General features: G+C 65.7%; 13 protein-coding genes. 8 read left to right on the forward strand and 5 right to left on the reverse strand.

Translation table 11 applies throughout. The features are described from left to right. Positions 1 to 3: 3 nt before the first annotated feature. Complete coding sequence (locus QFZ94_RS02500) at positions 4 to 423, forward strand: secondary thiamine-phosphate synthase enzyme YjbQ (protein ID WP_368583587.1); 420 nt, start codon at positions 4 to 6, stop codon at positions 421 to 423. A 97-nt stretch (positions 424 to 520) separates the two neighbouring features. Further along, positions 521 to 1,540 carry a class I fructose-bisphosphate aldolase gene (locus QFZ94_RS02505; RefSeq protein WP_368583588.1) on the forward strand — a complete coding sequence of 340 codons (1,020 nt, stop codon included), beginning with the start codon at positions 521 to 523 and terminating at the stop codon, positions 1,538 to 1,540. A gap of 120 nt (positions 1,541 to 1,660) precedes the next feature. Here QFZ94_RS02505 and QFZ94_RS02510 read toward each other — a convergent pair whose 3' ends face one another. Both QFZ94_RS02510 and QFZ94_RS02515 read right to left on the reverse strand, forming a co-directional pair. Continuing rightward, entirely contained in the window at positions 1,661 to 1,942 is a 282-nt protein-coding gene (locus tag QFZ94_RS02510; protein ID WP_429455482.1) for a hypothetical protein, read from the reverse strand. A gap of 153 nt (positions 1,943 to 2,095) precedes the next feature. After that, entirely contained in the window at positions 2,096 to 4,240 is a 2,145-nt protein-coding gene (locus tag QFZ94_RS02515; RefSeq protein WP_429455483.1) for a response regulator, read from the reverse strand. Positions 4,241 to 4,506: 266 nt separating this feature from the next. Between QFZ94_RS02515 and QFZ94_RS02520 the strand changes: the two genes are divergently transcribed. The 5 genes from QFZ94_RS02520 to QFZ94_RS02540 all read left to right on the forward strand — a co-directional run bounded on the left by QFZ94_RS02520 (position 4,507) and on the right by QFZ94_RS02540 (position 10,939). After that, on the forward strand, positions 4,507 to 6,132 hold the full coding sequence (locus QFZ94_RS02520; RefSeq protein ID WP_429455484.1) for an FAD-dependent oxidoreductase: 1,626 nt from the start codon (positions 4,507 to 4,509) through the stop codon (positions 6,130 to 6,132). A gap of 39 nt (positions 6,133 to 6,171) precedes the next feature. Further along, a complete protein-coding gene (locus QFZ94_RS02525) occupies positions 6,172 to 6,345 on the forward strand; it encodes a hypothetical protein (protein ID WP_184227466.1) in 174 nt (57 codons plus the stop codon). A gap of 139 nt (positions 6,346 to 6,484) precedes the next feature. Next, a complete protein-coding gene (locus QFZ94_RS02530) occupies positions 6,485 to 7,681 on the forward strand; it encodes an HlyD family secretion protein (RefSeq protein WP_429455485.1) in 1,197 nt (398 codons plus the stop codon). Continuing rightward, positions 7,678 to 9,267, forward strand: coding sequence for a DHA2 family efflux MFS transporter permease subunit (locus tag QFZ94_RS02535; RefSeq protein WP_429455486.1), 1,590 nt, complete (start codon positions 7,678 to 7,680; stop codon positions 9,265 to 9,267). The genes QFZ94_RS02530 and QFZ94_RS02535 overlap by 4 nt, the downstream gene beginning before the upstream one ends. Positions 9,268 to 9,337: 70 nt before the next feature. Next, a complete protein-coding gene (locus QFZ94_RS02540) occupies positions 9,338 to 10,939 on the forward strand; it encodes an efflux transporter outer membrane subunit (RefSeq protein ID WP_429457677.1) in 1,602 nt (533 codons plus the stop codon). A 46-nt stretch (positions 10,940 to 10,985) separates the two neighbouring features. Here QFZ94_RS02540 and QFZ94_RS02545 read toward each other — a convergent pair whose 3' ends face one another. The 3 genes from QFZ94_RS02545 to glgX form a co-directional block, all read right to left on the reverse strand. Continuing rightward, positions 10,986 to 13,052, reverse strand: coding sequence for an AI-2E family transporter (locus QFZ94_RS02545; RefSeq protein WP_429455487.1), 2,067 nt, complete (start codon positions 13,050 to 13,052; stop codon positions 10,986 to 10,988). 95 nt (positions 13,053 to 13,147) lie between these two features. Continuing rightward, a complete protein-coding gene (locus QFZ94_RS02550) occupies positions 13,148 to 13,324 on the reverse strand; it encodes a DUF2934 domain-containing protein (RefSeq protein WP_368583594.1) in 177 nt (58 codons plus the stop codon). Between the two features lie 161 nt (positions 13,325 to 13,485). Further along, positions 13,486 to 15,699, reverse strand: a complete 2,214-nt coding sequence (gene glgX / locus QFZ94_RS02555; protein WP_368583595.1) for a glycogen debranching protein GlgX — start codon at positions 15,697 to 15,699, stop codon at positions 13,486 to 13,488. A gap of 295 nt (positions 15,700 to 15,994) precedes the next feature. Here glgX and QFZ94_RS02560 point away from each other — a divergent pair, with 295 nt between their 5' ends. Continuing rightward, a complete protein-coding gene (locus QFZ94_RS02560) occupies positions 15,995 to 16,417 on the forward strand; it encodes a PRC-barrel domain-containing protein (protein ID WP_368583596.1) in 423 nt (140 codons plus the stop codon). Positions 16,418 to 16,427: the final 10 nt, after the last annotated feature.

Below are 16,427 nucleotides of genomic sequence, written 5' to 3' on the forward strand. Positions count from 1 at the left end.
ATCATGCGCCAGGTCATCCATCATCTGCGTGTCCAGGCCCGTGGCCGCGGCCTGGTCGAATTTACCGACGACGCGCGCCGCTTCGTCGACGATACGGACATCCGTACCGGTCTGCTGACGGTATTTTGCCGGCACACGTCGGCGTCGCTGCTGATTCAGGAGAATGCCGATCCATCGGTACGGCGCGATCTGCAGCGCTACTTCGAGACCCTCGCGCCCGAGGACGACACGCGCTACGAGCACGACACCGAAGGCCCCGACGATATGCCCGCGCATCTGCGCACGGCACTCACCCAGGTGCAGCTATCGGTGCCCGTCGAGCATGGAAGAATGGTGCTCGGCACATGGCAGGGGCTCTATCTGTTCGAACATCGGCGTCAGCCACAGCCGCGCGATATCGTGTTGCATCTGCTCGGCGAATAAAGTCCGCTTTCGCACCCACTCGTCACGCAAAGGAAACTGTCACCGGCACTTCTCCGCACACCGCATCGTACGGAGCCTACCCAAGGGAGCACACCTCATGGACACCCGTAGCGAGCTGCAAGCCACCGTCAAGGCGATGATTCAACCGGGCAAGGGTCTTCTCGCCGCCGATGAAAGCGGCCCGACCATCGCCAAACGCTTCAAGACGATCGGCCTCGAATCGACCGAAGAAAACCGTCGCGCGTATCGCAACCTGCTGCTGACGACACCCGGCCTCGGCGAGTTCGTGAGCGGCGTGATCCTCTACCAGGAAACGCTCGGCCAGAAAGCCGACGACGGCACGCCGTTCCCGCAAGTGGCCGCGGCGAACGGCATCGTGCCGGGCATCAAGGTGGACCTCGGCAAGGTGCCGCTCGCGCTCGCTCCGGGCGATGAAATTACCGAAGGCCTCGACGGTCTCGCCAAACGCTTCGTCGATTACAAGCGGCAAGGCGCGCGCTTCGCGAAGTGGCGCGCGGTCTACAACATCACCGCGAGCCTGCCGAGCCGGCTCGCGATCGAGGCGAACGCCGATTCGCTCGCGCGCTACGCGGCGATCAGCCAGGAAGCCGGCATCGTGCCGATCGTCGAACCCGAGGTGCTGATGGACGGCGATCACACGATCGAGCGTTGCGCGGAAGTGACCGAGGCCGTGTTGCACGAGGTGTTTCATGCGCTGCATCGGCATCGCGTCGTGCTCGAACATATCGTGCTGAAGCCGAGCATGGTGCTGGCTGGCTCCGAGCATGAGCAGCAGTCGAGCACCGCGCATATCGCGGCGGCGACCGTTCGCGTGCTGATGCGCACGGTGCCCTCTTCGGTGCCGGGTCTCGTTTTCCTGTCGGGCGGACAGTCGCCCGAGGAAGCTACCGCCAATCTCAGCGCGATGAACCGGCTCGGCGCGCTGCCGTGGAATCTGAGCTTCTCGTATGGGCGCGCGTTGCAGGAGCCGCCGTTGAATGCGTGGCGCGGCCAGCCGGGCAACGTGAAGCAAGCGCAGCAGGCGCTGCTCAAGCGCGCGCGTCTGAATGGCGCGGCCGCGCTCGGCAAGTACGACCCGTCGATGGAAAAGGATTGACCCGCCGGCGGGCGAAGCGCGAATCGCCCGTCAGCACGCTTCTGTACGAAACCGCAGCAGCCGATACGCCGGGGGACCGGCGTGCGGCTCCTGCCGTCCTTCTGCCTCGATACGCGGCGCTTACTGCCCCTTCGTATCGCTGCTCGCGTCGGCGCCCGGCATATTCGTCGAATCGGTCATGGGCTTTTTCGACTTCGAATGCTTCTTCATGTGATGGTGGGTCGCAGGCGTGGTCGTCGCCGCCGGGCCCGCATCGCCGCCCTCGCGCGACGAGGTCGCGGCGTTGGTGCTCGGGTCGGTGCCGGCCGGCCCCCCGCCGCCGCCGCCGCCGGCGCCTTGCGCCATCACGAGCGACGAAGCCGCGAGCAAGGTGGAAACGAGCACTGCGTGTCTGATCTTCATGGCGATTCTCCTTGGTGTCGAAACTGTCGAAAGGAAGTGGGCGCGCGACAGCCGCACGCGCAAACCTCGCACTCTTTTCAGCAAGGGCTGTGCCGCAGCACAGCACGACAGGAAAAGCTCATGCACGCAATGCGCAAACGGCGTGCCGCGGCTTCAGGCGCCGCACGCCACCACCGCATGCAATTCGTCGATGTTGAACGGCTTCGCGAGTATCGCGATGCCGAGCCGACGCGCGCGGTCTAGTTCGTCGGCGTAACCGGTCATCAGCGCGATCTTCTGCGTCGGCCACGCGCTGCGGATCTTCTCCGCGAGGTCGATACCGTTCAGCTTGCCCGGCATCTGGATGTCCGACAGCACGAGCTCGAAGCGCTCGCCGGCGCTGAGCACGTCGAACGCCTGGTCGGCGGTCGGCTCGTGATGGACCTCGCAGCCGAAGGTTTCGAGCACCGCGGTCACGCCGGCCGCGACGTCCTCGTTGTCCTCGACGAGCAGCACGACCCCGGCCGCGGTCGGCTGCGGCTGGCGTGCATCGACGCCGGCCGTTGCCGCGCGCTCGCGATAGCGCGGCAAAAACATCCGTACCGTCGTGCCGCTGCCCAGCACGCTGTCGATCTTCGCGGTGCCGCCGGCCTGCTCGGACATCGACAGCACCTGGGCGAGCCCGAGGCCGGTGCCCGCGCCGCGCAGCTTGGTCGTGAAGAGCGGCTCGAACGCGCGCCGCGCGACCGATTCAGGCATCCCTTCGCCGTCGTCGGAACAGGCGATCAGCACGTACTCGCCGTCCGGCAGCAGCGTGTCGCTGCCGACCAGCCGATTGTTCTGGCAGCGGATCACGAAGCGTCCGCCGCGCGGCATCGCATCGCGCGCGTTCATCGCGATGTTCACGATCGCGAACTCGAGATCGGTCGGATCGACGAGCACCTGCCACAAGCCCTCCGGTATGCGCAGCGCCAGCTCGATCGTGTCGCCGAGCGCCGCGTTGATCAGCGGCACCGCGGCCGGCAGCCAGCGCGCAAGCTCGACGGGCTCCTGCTTCAGCGGCTGTTTGCGCGCGACGGTGAGCAGACGCCGTGTCAGCGCTTGGGCCGTGGCGGTGGCACGCTCGACCGCATGCACTTCCTTCTCGAGATCGTTGTAATGCTTGAGCCGCGCGAGCTCGGTGTTGGCCGACACCACCATCAGCAGGTTGTTGAAATCGTGCGCGACATTGGCGACCAGATTGCCGAGCGCGCCCATGCGCTGCAGTTGCCGGCTCGACGCCTCGGCCGACAGACGCATCGCGACCTCGCCCTGCCAGCGCTCCCACGCGCGCCGCTCCGCTTCGAGCTGGCGCAGCGAATACAGCACGAGCGCCCAGATCGCGATACACGGCACCGCCGTCAGCGCCGCGATCAACAGAAAGTGCGTGCGCCACGCCGCCACGATCGACGACGTCGCGTACGCGCTCATCACATACAACGGGTAGTCGCCGACGCGGCGAAACGCGAGCAGCCGCTCGACGCCGTCGACGGTCGAATTCAGACGCACGTGGCCGAACAGCTGTTTGTCGCGCAACGCGGACATGAACGCGCTGTGCACCGACGGTCGCGCGCCGGCCGGCCATGGCGGATAGCGCACCAGCAGATTGCCGTCCTGCCGGTAGAGTGCGAGCGCGAGCGACGGATCGCCGTTGGTCAGTTCGTGATAGAAGCGCGAAAAATATTCGTTGCGCAGCGCGACCGTGACCGCGCCGAGAAACCGACCGTTCGCGTCCGAGCGGCCGATCGCGGTCGTGAAGACGTCGACCTTCGACAGTGCGCCGAACATCGGCAGCGAGAAATACGGCTGCGGACGCATCGCCTTCGCGGCGAGAAAATCGTCGCGCTGGCCGATCTGCACCGCCGGCGCCGGGTACGCGAGGCTCGACGCGAGCAGCTCGCCGTTCACGCCGAGCAGCGCGATCGATGCCACCTGCGGAAAGTCGCCGCCAATACTCTGCAGACGCGCGTGGAGTTCGCGCTCGCGCGCACGGATCTGCGCATCGTCGGAATCGCCGAGCAGCTCGATCACGCGCGAGGCCATCTGCCGGTTCAGATCCAGCACCTTGACGGCCTGCTCCTGCGCCACGCGCGCGAGGCGGTCGATCATATCGTTCGCATCGGAGATCCTGCGCTGGTAGTCGAAGTAGCCATAGCCCGCGAGGCAGGCCAACGGAAACACGATCGACACGGCCAGCACGATCAGCAACATGCGCCGTGTCGCCGCGAAGTTGCGTGACGGCATCGGCACATCGACTGCGACACGTTCTGCACGCTGCACGCTCACCTGCTCCATCAAAGTTGCATACGGTCAGGGAAGGCATTGCCTGTGAATTCGCACGCCGCTGTTCGCGTGCTAATTCCCCTGCCTCGAAATTTACCGCAACTCGGCCTATCTTCCCAAGCGGGTTCGCTGCATCACTTCGCGAACCCGGACGGGCACAGCGATTGCTGCCTTATCACTGCTTGATGGCAAGCCCACTTCCGTTCCTGCTCGCGACGCGCCTCGCTGCGCTGCGCGAGCCTTTCCATGCGCGAGGCCTCACCATGTCGACGACTGCCCGCCGCGTTGCGCGGCTATCGGAATTGCCGGCTGAGCGCGCGGTGCGCGTCACCGTGGACGACACGCCGATCCTGCTGGTGCGCGATGGCGACACCGTGCACGCGTACTCCCCGGATTGCCCGCATGCGGGGGGCCCGCTCGAAGAGGGCGCGCTGTGCCACGGCCGCATCATCTGTCCGTGGCACAAGGGCACCTTCGATGTCGCGACCGGCAACGTGCTGGAGCCTCCCCCGCTGCTGCCGCTCGATCGCTACCCGGTCACGCTCGATGGCGACGACGTGCTCGTGTCGGCGGAAAAAATCGCCGCGCCGGAAGCTGCGGGGCACACGCCCGCACTCGATACCGCCGCGCAACGCAAGCACTACGTGGTGATCGGCGCGGGCGCGGCCGGCGCTGCCGCCTGTGCCGCGTTGCGCGAGTTCGGCTTCGAAGGCCGCATCACGCTGATCGGCGACGAAGCGCACGCGCCCTACGACCGCACCTCGCTGAGCAAATTCGTCCCCTCGTTCGAGATGCCACCCGCCGACGTGCCACCGCTGTTGCCGCCCGATTGGCTGCACGCGCACGGCATCGAACGGATCGTCGCGAAGGTCGCGCGGCTCGATGTGCCCGCGCGCACGATCCATTTCGAAGCCGGCGCGGGTAATGGCGGGCAGAGCATCGAGCCGCTCAAATACGACACCGCGCTGCTCGCCACCGGCAGCGTGCCGAAAGTGCCCGACATTCCCGGCTGCGAACTGGGCGGCGTGCATGTGCTGCGCCACCTCGACGATGCCGCCGCATTGATCGACGCGCTCGGCGACGATGCATCGCAAACCCGCGTCGCGATTCTGGGCAGCAGCTTCATCGGCCTCGAAGTCGCATCCGCGTTGCGCAAGCACGGTGTGCCCGTCACCGTGATTTCGCACGACAAGGTGCCGTTCGTGAAGCAGTTCGGCGAGCGCGCGGGCCAGATGTTTCGCGCGCTGCACGAAAGCAATGGCGTGAAGTTTTATCTCGACGCCAAGGTCGCGTCGCTCGAGGGCGAGGAAGGCAACGTGCATACGGTAATGCTCGCGGACGGCGAAGCCATTGCCGCGGATGTCGTGCTGCTGGGCACGGGGGTTGCGCCGGCTACAGGGTTCGTCGAAGGACTGCCGTTGCAGAAGGACGGCGGCCTGGTGGTCAATGCCGGCATGAGCGCCGCGTGCGGTCTGTATGCGGCCGGCGATATCGCCGTGTTCTCGCTGCACGAGAACCAGGAGCCGCTGCGTATCGAACATTGGCGCGTCGCGCAGCAGCATGCGCGCATCGCCGCGCAGAACATGTGCGGCGTGCGTACCCGCTATGCGGACGTGCCGTTCTTCTGGACCTATCACTACGGCAAGAACTTCGAATACCTGGGTCACGCTAGCGAGTGGGATGAGATCGTCGTCGATGGCGACTTCGATCATCACCAGTTCATCGCGCTGTACGTGCGCGACGGGAATGTCGACGCGGTGTTCGCCTGCGAGCGCGAAGCGCTGACCGCGCGGCTTTCGGACGCGATGCGCGGCGGACTGTCGCGCGCCGACGCGCTCACGATCATCGGCGCGACGGCCGGCAGCGCGCCGCAAGCGGCGCCGTCGTGATCCATCGTTTTGCCGTTCAACCTGGAGGAAGGAGCCACCATGACGACACACAAGGAACAGCATCCGCACTCGGAAAAGAGCGAACAGCAGATCGACGAACAGGTCGAGGACAGCTTCCCGGCTAGCGACCCGCCTTCGACCGGCGGCACCACGAAGATCGAGCCGGAGCAGGACAAGGCAAAGACCGGGCACGACAAGCCCGCCGGTCAATAGGCGCGTGGCAGCGCGCTACGCGCTGCCCGCGCTTCCCGAGCGCCCGCGGCGTCGCCCATTGCGGTAATCACGGCGGCCGTGGGCGGCATCTATTGCACTCCCCATTCTCAACCCACTGGAACGATGGAAACGACTCACCATGTCAGACGAGACCGGCTCGGCCAGCACCGGGAAGGAAGCATCCGGGCGCGATGCGCCGCACGGCGCTGCGCGCCGCGACGGCAACGACGCACGCGATGACGGGGGCAAACGCGGCAACGAGAAGAACAAGGACAACGGCGACGACGACGGCCAGCAGAAAAAGCCCGGCAAAAAGCCGCTGATCATTCTCGGCGCGGTCGTGATACTGATCGGCATCGTCGGCTTCGTCTGGTGGTTCGCGACCCGCAACGAAGTAACGACCGACGACGCCTACACCGACGGCAACGCAATCACGATGGCGCCGAAAGTCTCCGGCTACGTGGCGACGCTAGCGGTCGACGACAACCTGTTCGTGCACAAGGGCGACCTGCTGCTCGTAATCGACAAGCGAGACTACCAGGCACAGGTCGATCAGGCGAAGGCGCAGCTCGGTCTTGCGAAGGCGCAATTGAACGCCGCGCAGGTGCAGCTCGATATCGCGCGCGTGCAGTATCCCGCGCAGTACCGCCAGGCGAAGGCGCAGACCTCGTCGGCGGAAGCGAATCTGCGCGAGGCGCAAGCCGCCTGGCAGCGGCAGCACTCGGTCGATCCGCGCGCGACCACGCAGCAGAACGTCGATACCGCCGACGCGCAGCGCCAGTCGGCCGGCGCGAGCGTCGAGCAGGCGCGTGCGCAGCAGCGCACCGCGAGCCTCGTGCCGCAGCAGTTGCGGGAGGCCGAGGCCAGCGTCGACGAACGCCGCCAGCAGGTGCATCAGGCCGAGGCGCAGCTCGAACAGGCGCAGCTGAACCTGTCCTACTGCGAGGTGCGCGCGCCGTCGGATGGCTGGATCACGCGGCGCAACGTGCAGCTCGGCAGCTTCCTCACCGCGGGGGTGTCGTTGTTCTCGATCGTCACGCCGCAGGTGTGGATCACCGCGAACTTCAAGGAATCGCAGCTCGAACGCATGCGCCCCGGCGACAAGGTGAAGGTCGACGTCGACGCGTATCCGAAGCTCGAGCTGCGCGGCCATGTCGATAGCGTGCAACTCGGCAGCGGCTCGCGCTTCTCGGCGTTCCCCACCGAAAACGCGACCGGCAACTTCGTGAAGATCGTGCAACGCGTACCGGTCAAGATTGTCATCGACGAAGGTCTGCCGCGCGATCATCCGCTCGGGCTCGGCTTGTCGGTCACGCCGAAGGTGTACCTGAAATGACGGCGTCCGATGCCGCGCCGGGCGACGCATCGTCGAACTGGAAGCCATCCGCGAATCCGTGGCTGATCGCGATCGTCGTGACGCTCGCGGCGTTCATGGAAGTGCTCGACACGACCATCGTCAACGTCGCGCTGCCGCATATCGCGGGCACGATGTCCGCGAGCTACGACGAAGCGACGTGGACGCTGACCTCGTATCTGGTCGCCAACGGCATCGTGCTGCCGCTCTCGGGTTTCTTCGGCCGGTTGCTCGGCCGCAAGCGCTATTTCCTCGTCTGCATCGTTGCGTTTACCGTCTGCTCGTTTCTGTGCGGCATCGCGACCGGTCTATGGCAGCTGATCATCTTCCGCTGTTTGCAGGGCTTTTTCGGCGGCGGACTGCAACCGAACCAGCAGTCGATCATTCTCGACACGTTCCCGCCGCAGCAGCGCGGCCGCGCGTTCTCGATCTCGGCGGTCGCGATCGTCGTCGCGCCGGTGCTGGGGCCGACGCTCGGCGGCTGGATCACCGACAACTTTTCGTGGCGCTGGGTGTTCCTCGTGAACGTGCCGTTCGGCGTGCTGACCTCGCTCGCGGTGATGCAGCTGGTCGAGGACCCGCCGTGGAAACGCAAGGGCGACCTGCGCGTGTCGGTGGATTACGTGGGGATCCTGCTGATCGCGATCGGCCTCGGCTGCCTGCAGGTGATGCTCGATCGCGGCGAGGACGACGACTGGTTTTCATCGAACTTCATTCGCGCGTTCACGGTGCTCGCGGTATCGGGCATCGTCGGCGCGACCTACTGGCTGCTGTACACGAAGAAGCCGGTCGTCGACCTGCGCTGTCTGAAGGACCGCAACTTCGCGCTCGGCTGCGTGACGATCGCCGCGTTCGCGACGATGCTCTATGGCAGCGCGGTGCTCGTGCCGCAGCTCGCGCAGCAGCAGCTCGGCTATACGGCGATGCTCGCGGGCCTCGTGCTATCGCCGGGCGCGGTGCTGATCACGATGGAAATTCCGCTGATCAGCAAAATGATGCCGCACGTGCAGACGCGTTTTCTGGTGGCGACCGGCTTCGGGCTGCTCGCGTGCGCGCTCGCGTATACGCACACGCTGACGCCGGACATCGATTACTTCACGCTGGTGAAGATGCGCAGCGCGCAGTCGCTCGCGATCGGCTTCCTGTTCGTGCCGATCACGACGCTTGCGTATCTGACGGTGCCGCCGCGACTCAACGACGACGCGTCCGCGCTGTTCACGATGTTCCGCAACGTCGCGGGTTCGATCGGCATCTCGCTGTCGACCGCGATGGTTCGCGAGCGCACGCAGGCGCGCATGGCGCATCTGTCGGAGTTCATGTCGCCGCTCTCGCAGAACTACGACGATACCTTGCAACGCAATGCGCAAAGGATCGCGGATATGAATGGCATGCCGCTTTCGCAGGCGCTGCAAACCGCCAACGGCCATCTGTACACCACGTACATCTCGCAGGCGACGTTCCTCGCCTATGTCGACGTGTTCGCGTTCCTCGCGATTTTCTGCACGCTTTGCATCCCGATCACGATTTTCTTTTCACCGGTCAAGGCGTCCGGCGGCGGAGGACATTGAAGTGAAGCTTCGTTCGAAGCGCGGCGTTCTCGATTCCGCTGCGGGTTTCATCGCGTGTTTCGTCATCGGCATGCCCGCGCTGCTGCTCGCGTCCTGCACGGTAGGCCCCGACTTTCATGTGCCGCACGCCGACGTGCCGGCGCAGTGGCACGATACCGAGCGCACCGCTGCGAGCGAGGCGGCCGCAAGCGGCGCATCATCCGCAACGGCGGCCAAAGTCGCTTCCGTGCCGACGCTCGACACCGATCCCGACCCGCGTTGGTGGCGCAGCTTCAACGATCCGACGCTCGACGCGCTGATCGCCCGCGCCGCGCTCGGCAACCTGGACTTGCAGCAGGCTGTGCTGCGCATCGTCGAAGCGCGCACCCAGGTGCAAGCGGCGGCCGCGCAAGGTTTGCCGAATCTGCGCGCGACCGGCAGCTATCAGCGCGAGCAGCTCGGCCTCAAAGGCTTTCTGGAGGAGAACGGCGCGTTCGATAAGGTCGATCAGCTCGGCGCGCCGAATTCGCCGGTCAATGCGATCGCACCGGGCGCGGGGGCCGCGCTGCAAAACGGCGCGAACAACCTGCTCGATCAGCTCACCGCGCCGGTCAATCTGTGGCAGGTCGGCTTCGACGCGACCTGGGAGCTCGATCTGTTCGGCCGCGTGCGTCGCTCGGTCGAGGCCGCGAACGCGCAAACCGAGGCCGCCTACGAAAGCCGCAACGACGCGTTGCTATCGCTCGAAGCCGAGGTCGCGCAGACCTATATGCAGTTGCGCGGCGCGCAGACCTTGCACGACATCGCGGTGAGCCTCGTCGAGCAGCAAGGCGAGACCGTCGCGTTGACGGAGAACCAGGCGAAGGTCGGACTCGCGAGCCAGCTCGATGTGCAAAGCGCCCGCGCCCAGCTCGCGCAAACCAAAACGCAGTTGCCGCAATTCGATCAGCAGATTGCCCAGGCGCTGAACGCGCTCGCGTATCTGATCGGTGAGCCGCCCGGCGCGCTAGAAGCGCAGCTGAGCACGCCGCAGACCGTGCCGCCGGTGCCGCCCGTCGTGCCGGTAGGCTTGCCTTCGACGCTCGCGCGGCGCCGGCCCGACATCCGCCGCGCCGAGGCGAACCTGCATGCGGCGACCGCGAGTGTTGGCGTCGCGGTCGCGCAGTTCTATCCGGACGTATCGCTGACCGGCCAGGCCGGCATGCGCGCGACGAATGCGCGCGATCTCGCGCGCTGGTCGCACCTGTTCTATTCGTTCGGACCCACCGTGTCGCTGCCGATTTTCCAGGGCGGCGCGCTGGTCGCCAATCTGCGCATGTCGAAGGCCCAGCAGGCCGAGGCCGCGCTCGATTACCGCAAAACCGTGCTGACGGCGCTGCGGGACGTCGACAACGCGCTCGTCGTCTATCGCACCGATCAGGCGCGGCGCGATGCGCTCGCCGACAGCGTCAGCGCGCAGCAGACCTCGTTCGATCTGTCGCGCGACAGCTATCGAAAGGGGCTCACGAGTTTCATCAACGTGCTCGACGCGCAGCGGCAGCTCGCGCAGGCACGCGAGCAATACGCTCAAGGCACGACCCAGGTCAGCACCGATCTGGTGGCGCTCTACAAGGCGCTAGGCGGGGGCTGGCAGAGCGATGCGGATGCGGCGGGGGCAACCGGCGCGGCGGCGCCGCCAGGCAGTGGCGGATAAGCGGCCGCGATGCAGCGGTGCCGCAAGGTCGCAAGGCCGCAAGGCTTCAGCCATGCTCGAACTGCGGCTCCGCAATCTCCGTTCGCGTCGCATCGAGATGACGGCATGCGGCTAGCATCTGCTGCAACGACGTCACCGCGCAATCCGCTTCCAGCGACTCTTGCTGTTCCGCGCTCCACTGCTGCGTATCCTCGGGTGCCCAAAGGCCGACCACGATCGACACGTTCGGCAGGCGCGCGCGGATGCGCCGGATCAGATTGCGCAAATGCGACGGAATACCGTCGATCTGCAGATACAGAAGGCAGACGATGCCGATGTCGTCTGCCTCGAGGCGATCGATCGATGCGCGCGACACCGCCTCGTGCGGCAGCGAACGCGCCGCGAAGCCGTGCTTGCCGAGCAACTGCAGCAGGATGACCGTCGCGAGCGCGTCGAGCGGACCACGGCCCGGCAGGCACAACACGCGGCTCGTCGGCGCATGCCACGCGAATACGGGCTCTACGACGGACGGTTCGCCGCCCGGCTCCTGCTGCGGGCCGTGGCTCTGTTCCGGCGCGAGCGTCGCGGTGCTCACGCCACTGTTCGCCGCGTCGACCGATCGTGGCATCGCCCGGGCGGTCTGCGTTTCGTCGGAGGGCGCGAGCGGCCCCGGTGCTCCCCAGTTCGGCTGTGTTGCGAGCGGTGCGGGCTCGCGATCCTCGTAGCCGTCGAGGCCGTCGACCAGCTCGTTGGTCGTCGATTCGATGCGCGCGAGTTGTGCGCTCGTCACGCTGCCGCTCGTTACGTCGCTGGCCGCGAGCCGCAAGCCCTTGATTGCGACTTCGTCGTAATAGGCCGACAACGAGCGATCACGCAGCAGCACTTCGGCCTGCTCGATCGGTTCATCCGGATCGCCAGCGAGCGCGCGTTGATAGAAGTTTTCGACCGGCGTCAGCGGCGGCTGATCGCCGAGCAGCACGTCGAGAAACTCCAGACGCCGCACATGCCGGCCGAGCACCATCAGACACAGCGTCAACGGTGTCGACAGGATCAGGCCGATGGGCCCCCAGATCCAGCTCCAGAAGATCGCCGCGACCACCACCGAAAACGGCGACAGGCCCGTGCTGCGCCCATACAGCAACGGCTCGACCACCTGCCCCACTGCGAGTTCGGCGACCACGAACAGCACCAGCGACCAGATCGCCATCTCCCAGCCGGGACTGACCGCGGCCGCGAGCGCGGTGGGCAGTATCGCGGCGATCCAGATGCCGACGTAGGGCACGAGCCGCAGCAGCGCCGCGAGAATGCCCCACAGGATCGGGCTAGGCACGCCGATCAGAAACAGCCCCGCGCCGATCACGACGCCGACGCCGGTGTTCACGCCGAGCTGAGACACGAAGTAGCGGCTCAGGCGCCGCGCGGTCTCGTCCATCACCGTGGTCGTGCGATGCAGGTCGCGCGAGCCGAACAGCCGGATCGCGCGATCGCGCAGGTCGTCGCGTTGCAGCAGGATCACGATCGTGACGACGAAAACGATGAACGCGGTTTCCAATGGACTGATGGCCGGCGACAGCACGCGTCGCGCGAGCTCGAACGGCGTCGGCACCGGCTCGCGCACTTCGACCGGCACGGCCGTCGATGCCTGCGGGCTCGCCGCGGCCGCCGCGCCGTTCGGCGCTCGTAATTGTGGCGGCTCGATCGTCGTGCGCTGCAACGCCTGCCCTGCCTCGCTCGCGAACCGGTTCAGCTTGCCGATCGTCAGGCTGTGCACGGTATCGAGCTTGTGATGGATGGTCGCCTGATAACGCGGCATGCCGGCGGCGAGATCGGTCAGTTGCGTGGCGATCACCGCGCACAACAGCGCGATGACCGACACCGAGATCAGCACCGCCGCGCACACCGACGCGACATGGCCGAGTTTGAGCCGGGCCAGTGCATCGGCGAGTGGCGCGACGAGAAAGCTCAACAGGATCGCGAGCGTGATCGGAATCATCACCGCGCTCGCGAAGTACAGGCATGCGACCGCGATCACCGCGACGACGAACGTGACGAGGCCCTCGATACCGAATGCGGCGCTCGCCGCCTGAATGCGCGCGGCGGGGCTCGTGGCGCGCGGCTCGGGTGTGTCGTTCATCTCGTTGAAGAAGATCGGGCATGGGAAAGCGGTCCCTGAGCCGCGCCGCGATGCGCCGGCTCAGAGTCTAGTTACTTGTGAAGGCCAAGTAACGCCTATTTCATCGTGTCGCCCGACACCGGCCCGCTCTCGACCGGTGGTGCCTCCTTCTCGATCTCACTGCGCGCCTGCTCCCAGTATTGCTCGGGCCTGCCCTTCGGCTCGGCCGCCTGCTCCCACAGATAGTAGGCGCGCATGCGGATCTGCTCGTCGACGCTCGGTTCCTGTTCCATTTGTTCACCCCAGCCTGGCTGTTTGCGTTCGCGCGTCTATCGTCGCGAAGATCGGAGACGCGTGCGTGTCGTCGACAACAGAGGGAGCAAACCTTGTACCCGGGCTGCGGCCCGCTTGTACCACGGAGTGCGACGGAACTGGCGTCGCTCGCTCACCCGGACTAGCCTGGCGATGAGTCGCCTTCGTCGGAAGTCAACTGCTCTTCGAGACGGTCGAACACGCGCTGCGTCGCGCGGCTCGGCGCTTCGAGCGCGAACAGCAGCAGCGAGCGGCCCGTCACCTGGTAGGCGTCGCCCGCGCTGAATTGCGGCAGCTCGGCGCGCACCGGCATGTTGGTGTCGACGAGGCAGGTCCAGCGCTCGCCCTCGGGAATGTCGGGCAGCGTGAAGTTGACGACGTCGTGATGCGCGTTCAGCACCAGCAGCAAGGTCGCGTCGGACGCGAGACGGCGAATGCCGCTCGCTTGCGCGCGGCCGTCGATCACGAGGCCGAAGCAGCGCATCGCCGGATCGGCCCATTGCTCGTCCGTGATGTCGGTGCCGTCCGGCGATAGCCAGCGCGTGTCGGTTACGTCGAGCGTCTCGTTGTATTCGCCGGTCAGAAACCGGCCGCGCCGCAGCACCGGCAAGCGGTGGCGCAGCGTGGTCAGCTTGCGCACGAACTCGGTCAGCGCGCGGCCGTCGTCATCGATCGCATCCCAATCGACCCAGCTGATCTCGTTGTCCTGGCAATACGCATTGTTGTTGCCCTGCTGCGTGCGGCCGAATTCGTCGCCGGCGAGGATCATCGGCGTGCCCTGCGAGAGCAGCAGCGTCGCGAGCAGATTGCGCTTCTGGCGCTCGCGTTGCTGGCGGATGTCGGGGTCGTCGGTGGGTCCTTCGGCGCCCATGTTCCACGACCGGTTGTCCGCGTGGCCGTCGCGATTGTCCTCGCCGTTTGCGTCGTTGTGCTTGTCGTTGTACGAGACCAGATCGTTCAGCGTGAAGCCGTCGTGCGCGGCGATGAAGTTCACGCTCGCCCACGGCCGCCGGCCGCGGTGATTGAACTTGTCGCCCGACGCGGTGATGCGTGTTGCGAGATCCGCGGCGGTGCTCTCGTCGCCCTTCCAGTACGCGCGCACGGTGTCGCGGAAGCGATCGTTCCATTCGGCCCAGCCCGGCGGAAAACCGCCCACCTGATAGCCGCCGGGGCCGCAATCCCAAGGCTCGGCGATCAGCCGGATGCTGGAGAGCACCGGGTCCTGGCGGCAGCTGTCGAGAAAGCCGCCGCCTTCGTCGAAGCCGTGATCTTCGCGGCCGAGGATCGTCGCGAGATCGAAGCGGAAACCGTCCACTTTCATTTCGGTGACCCAGTAGCGCAGACTGTCGGTCACCATCTGCAGCACGCGCGGATGCGAGAGGTTCAAGGTATTGCCGGTGCCGGTGTCGTTGATGTAGTAGCGGGGCTCGTCGGGCATCAGCCGGTAGTACGACGCGTTGTCGATGCCCTTGAACGAGATCGTCGGGCCGCGTTCGTTGCCTTCGGCCGTGTGGTTGTACACGACGTCGAGTATCACTTCGAGATCGGCCTGGTGAAAGCGGTCGACCATCTCCTTGAACTCGCCGACCGATTCGGTCGACGACGCGAAGAAACGGGGATCGGCCGCGAAAAAGCCGATCGTGTTGTAGCCCCAGTAGTTCGTCAGCCCCTTGTCGAGCAGATGTTTGTCGTTGACGAAGGTCTGGATCGGCATCAGTTCGACCGTGGTCACGCCGAGGCTGCGGATGTGGTCGAGCACCGGCTGCTGCGCGAGACCCGCGAATGTGCCGCGCAAACGCTCGGGCACTTGCGGATGACGTTTCGTATAGCCGCGCACATGCGTCTCGTACAGAATCACGCGCTCCCACGGCAGCGCGTTACGCTCCGGATGACTCCACGAAAAATTCGCGTCGACCACCTTGCATTTCGGCACGAAGGGCGCGCTGTCGCGCTCATCGAATGACAGGTCGAGCTCTTCCGAATCGAGCGTATAGCCGAAAATTTCCGGCGCCCATTTCAGCTCGCCGATGTGCGCCTTCGCATACGGATCGAGCAGCAGCTTGTTCGGATTGAAGCGATGCCCGTTCTGGGGCTCGTAGGGACCATGCACGCGATATCCATAGACGGCACCCGGTTTCAGATTCGGTACGAACACATGCCATACCTCGTCGGTGTACTCGGGCAGCTCGATGCGTTCGAGTTCGTGCTGGCCGGATTCGTCGAACAGACACAGTTCGACTTTCGTCGCGTGCGCGGAGAACAGGGCGAAGTTGACGCCGCTGCCGTTCCATGTCGCGCCGAGCGGAAAAGGCGCGCCTTCGGAAATGCGCGTCGAGTAGCTGGCTGGGAATGACATAGATGGTCTCAGTGGATGCAAGGAAGGTTGGTATCTCGGGGGCATGCATGTGCTTTTTTTCAACTGCCTTTCCACCTGTTCCGGGCTGCTCTCTATTCAAGTGTAGGCATTCGGGGCGAACGCGCCGGACAATGCACAGCGCGCACCCAGCAGGCGAGTTCTGATAGCAACTTATGGGCCTGATTGGCTCCCCTTCCCTCAGATCAAAGTCGCGGCATGAGATTTGCAGCACAGCGGCAAGGCGCACGCGTTCCGCGCCATCGAAAAGCCACGACAGCAATCAGGGAGAACACAGATGATGCGCAACACGCAGATCAAACCGCTGGCCGCTTCCGCATCGCTTCTCGCCGCCATTACGCTGATTTCCGCGTTCGGCACATGCGGCAGCGCGTTCGCGCAAGGCGCGCCGCAGGCGATCACCGAAAAACGCACCGACGTCGTGCAGCTCGCGAGCGGCTATCGCGCGTCGAAGCTGTCGGGCGCGGACGTGTACAACCGCAACAAGGACAACATCGGCACGCTCGACGATCTGATCGTTTCGCCAGGCACCGAGCGCACCACTTACGCGATCCTGTCGGTCGGCGGCTTTCTCGGCCTGGGCAAGCATCTGGTCGCCGTGCCGTTCAACGATCTGCAGATCGACAACCGGCGTGTCGTGCTGCCCGATGGGACGAAGAAATCGCTCGAGGCGTTGCCGGAGTTCAAGTACGCGGATTGAGCGCGGCGTT

This window comes from Paraburkholderia sp. JPY465 (genome assembly GCF_050436725.1).
GTDB classification, from domain to species: domain Bacteria; phylum Pseudomonadota; class Gammaproteobacteria; order Burkholderiales; family Burkholderiaceae; genus Paraburkholderia; species Paraburkholderia youngii.

Coding starts and splice junctions, on each gene's coding strand:
- QFZ94_RS02500 (WP_368583587.1), top strand. CDS start 4: ATGCGCCAGGTCATCCATCATCTGCGTGTCCAGGCCCGTGGCCGCGGC.
- QFZ94_RS02505 (WP_368583588.1), top strand. CDS start 521: ATGGACACCCGTAGCGAGCTGCAAGCCACCGTCAAGGCGATGATTCAA.
- QFZ94_RS02510 (WP_429455482.1), bottom strand. CDS start 1,942: ATGAAGATCAGACACGCAGTGCTCGTTTCCACCTTGCTCGCGGCTTCG.
- QFZ94_RS02520 (WP_429455484.1), top strand. CDS start 4,507: ATGTCGACGACTGCCCGCCGCGTTGCGCGGCTATCGGAATTGCCGGCT.
- QFZ94_RS02525 (WP_184227466.1), top strand. CDS start 6,172: ATGACGACACACAAGGAACAGCATCCGCACTCGGAAAAGAGCGAACAG.
- QFZ94_RS02530 (WP_429455485.1), top strand. CDS start 6,485: ATGTCAGACGAGACCGGCTCGGCCAGCACCGGGAAGGAAGCATCCGGG.
- QFZ94_RS02535 (WP_429455486.1), top strand. CDS start 7,678: ATGACGGCGTCCGATGCCGCGCCGGGCGACGCATCGTCGAACTGGAAG.
- QFZ94_RS02540 (WP_429457677.1), top strand. CDS start 9,338: ATGCCCGCGCTGCTGCTCGCGTCCTGCACGGTAGGCCCCGACTTTCAT.
- QFZ94_RS02545 (WP_429455487.1), bottom strand. CDS start 13,052: ATGAACGACACACCCGAGCCGCGCGCCACGAGCCCCGCCGCGCGCATT.
- QFZ94_RS02550 (WP_368583594.1), bottom strand. CDS start 13,324: ATGGAACAGGAACCGAGCGTCGACGAGCAGATCCGCATGCGCGCCTAC.
- glgX (WP_368583595.1), bottom strand. CDS start 15,699: ATGTCATTCCCAGCCAGCTACTCGACGCGCATTTCCGAAGGCGCGCCT.
- QFZ94_RS02560 (WP_368583596.1), top strand. CDS start 15,995: ATGATGCGCAACACGCAGATCAAACCGCTGGCCGCTTCCGCATCGCTT.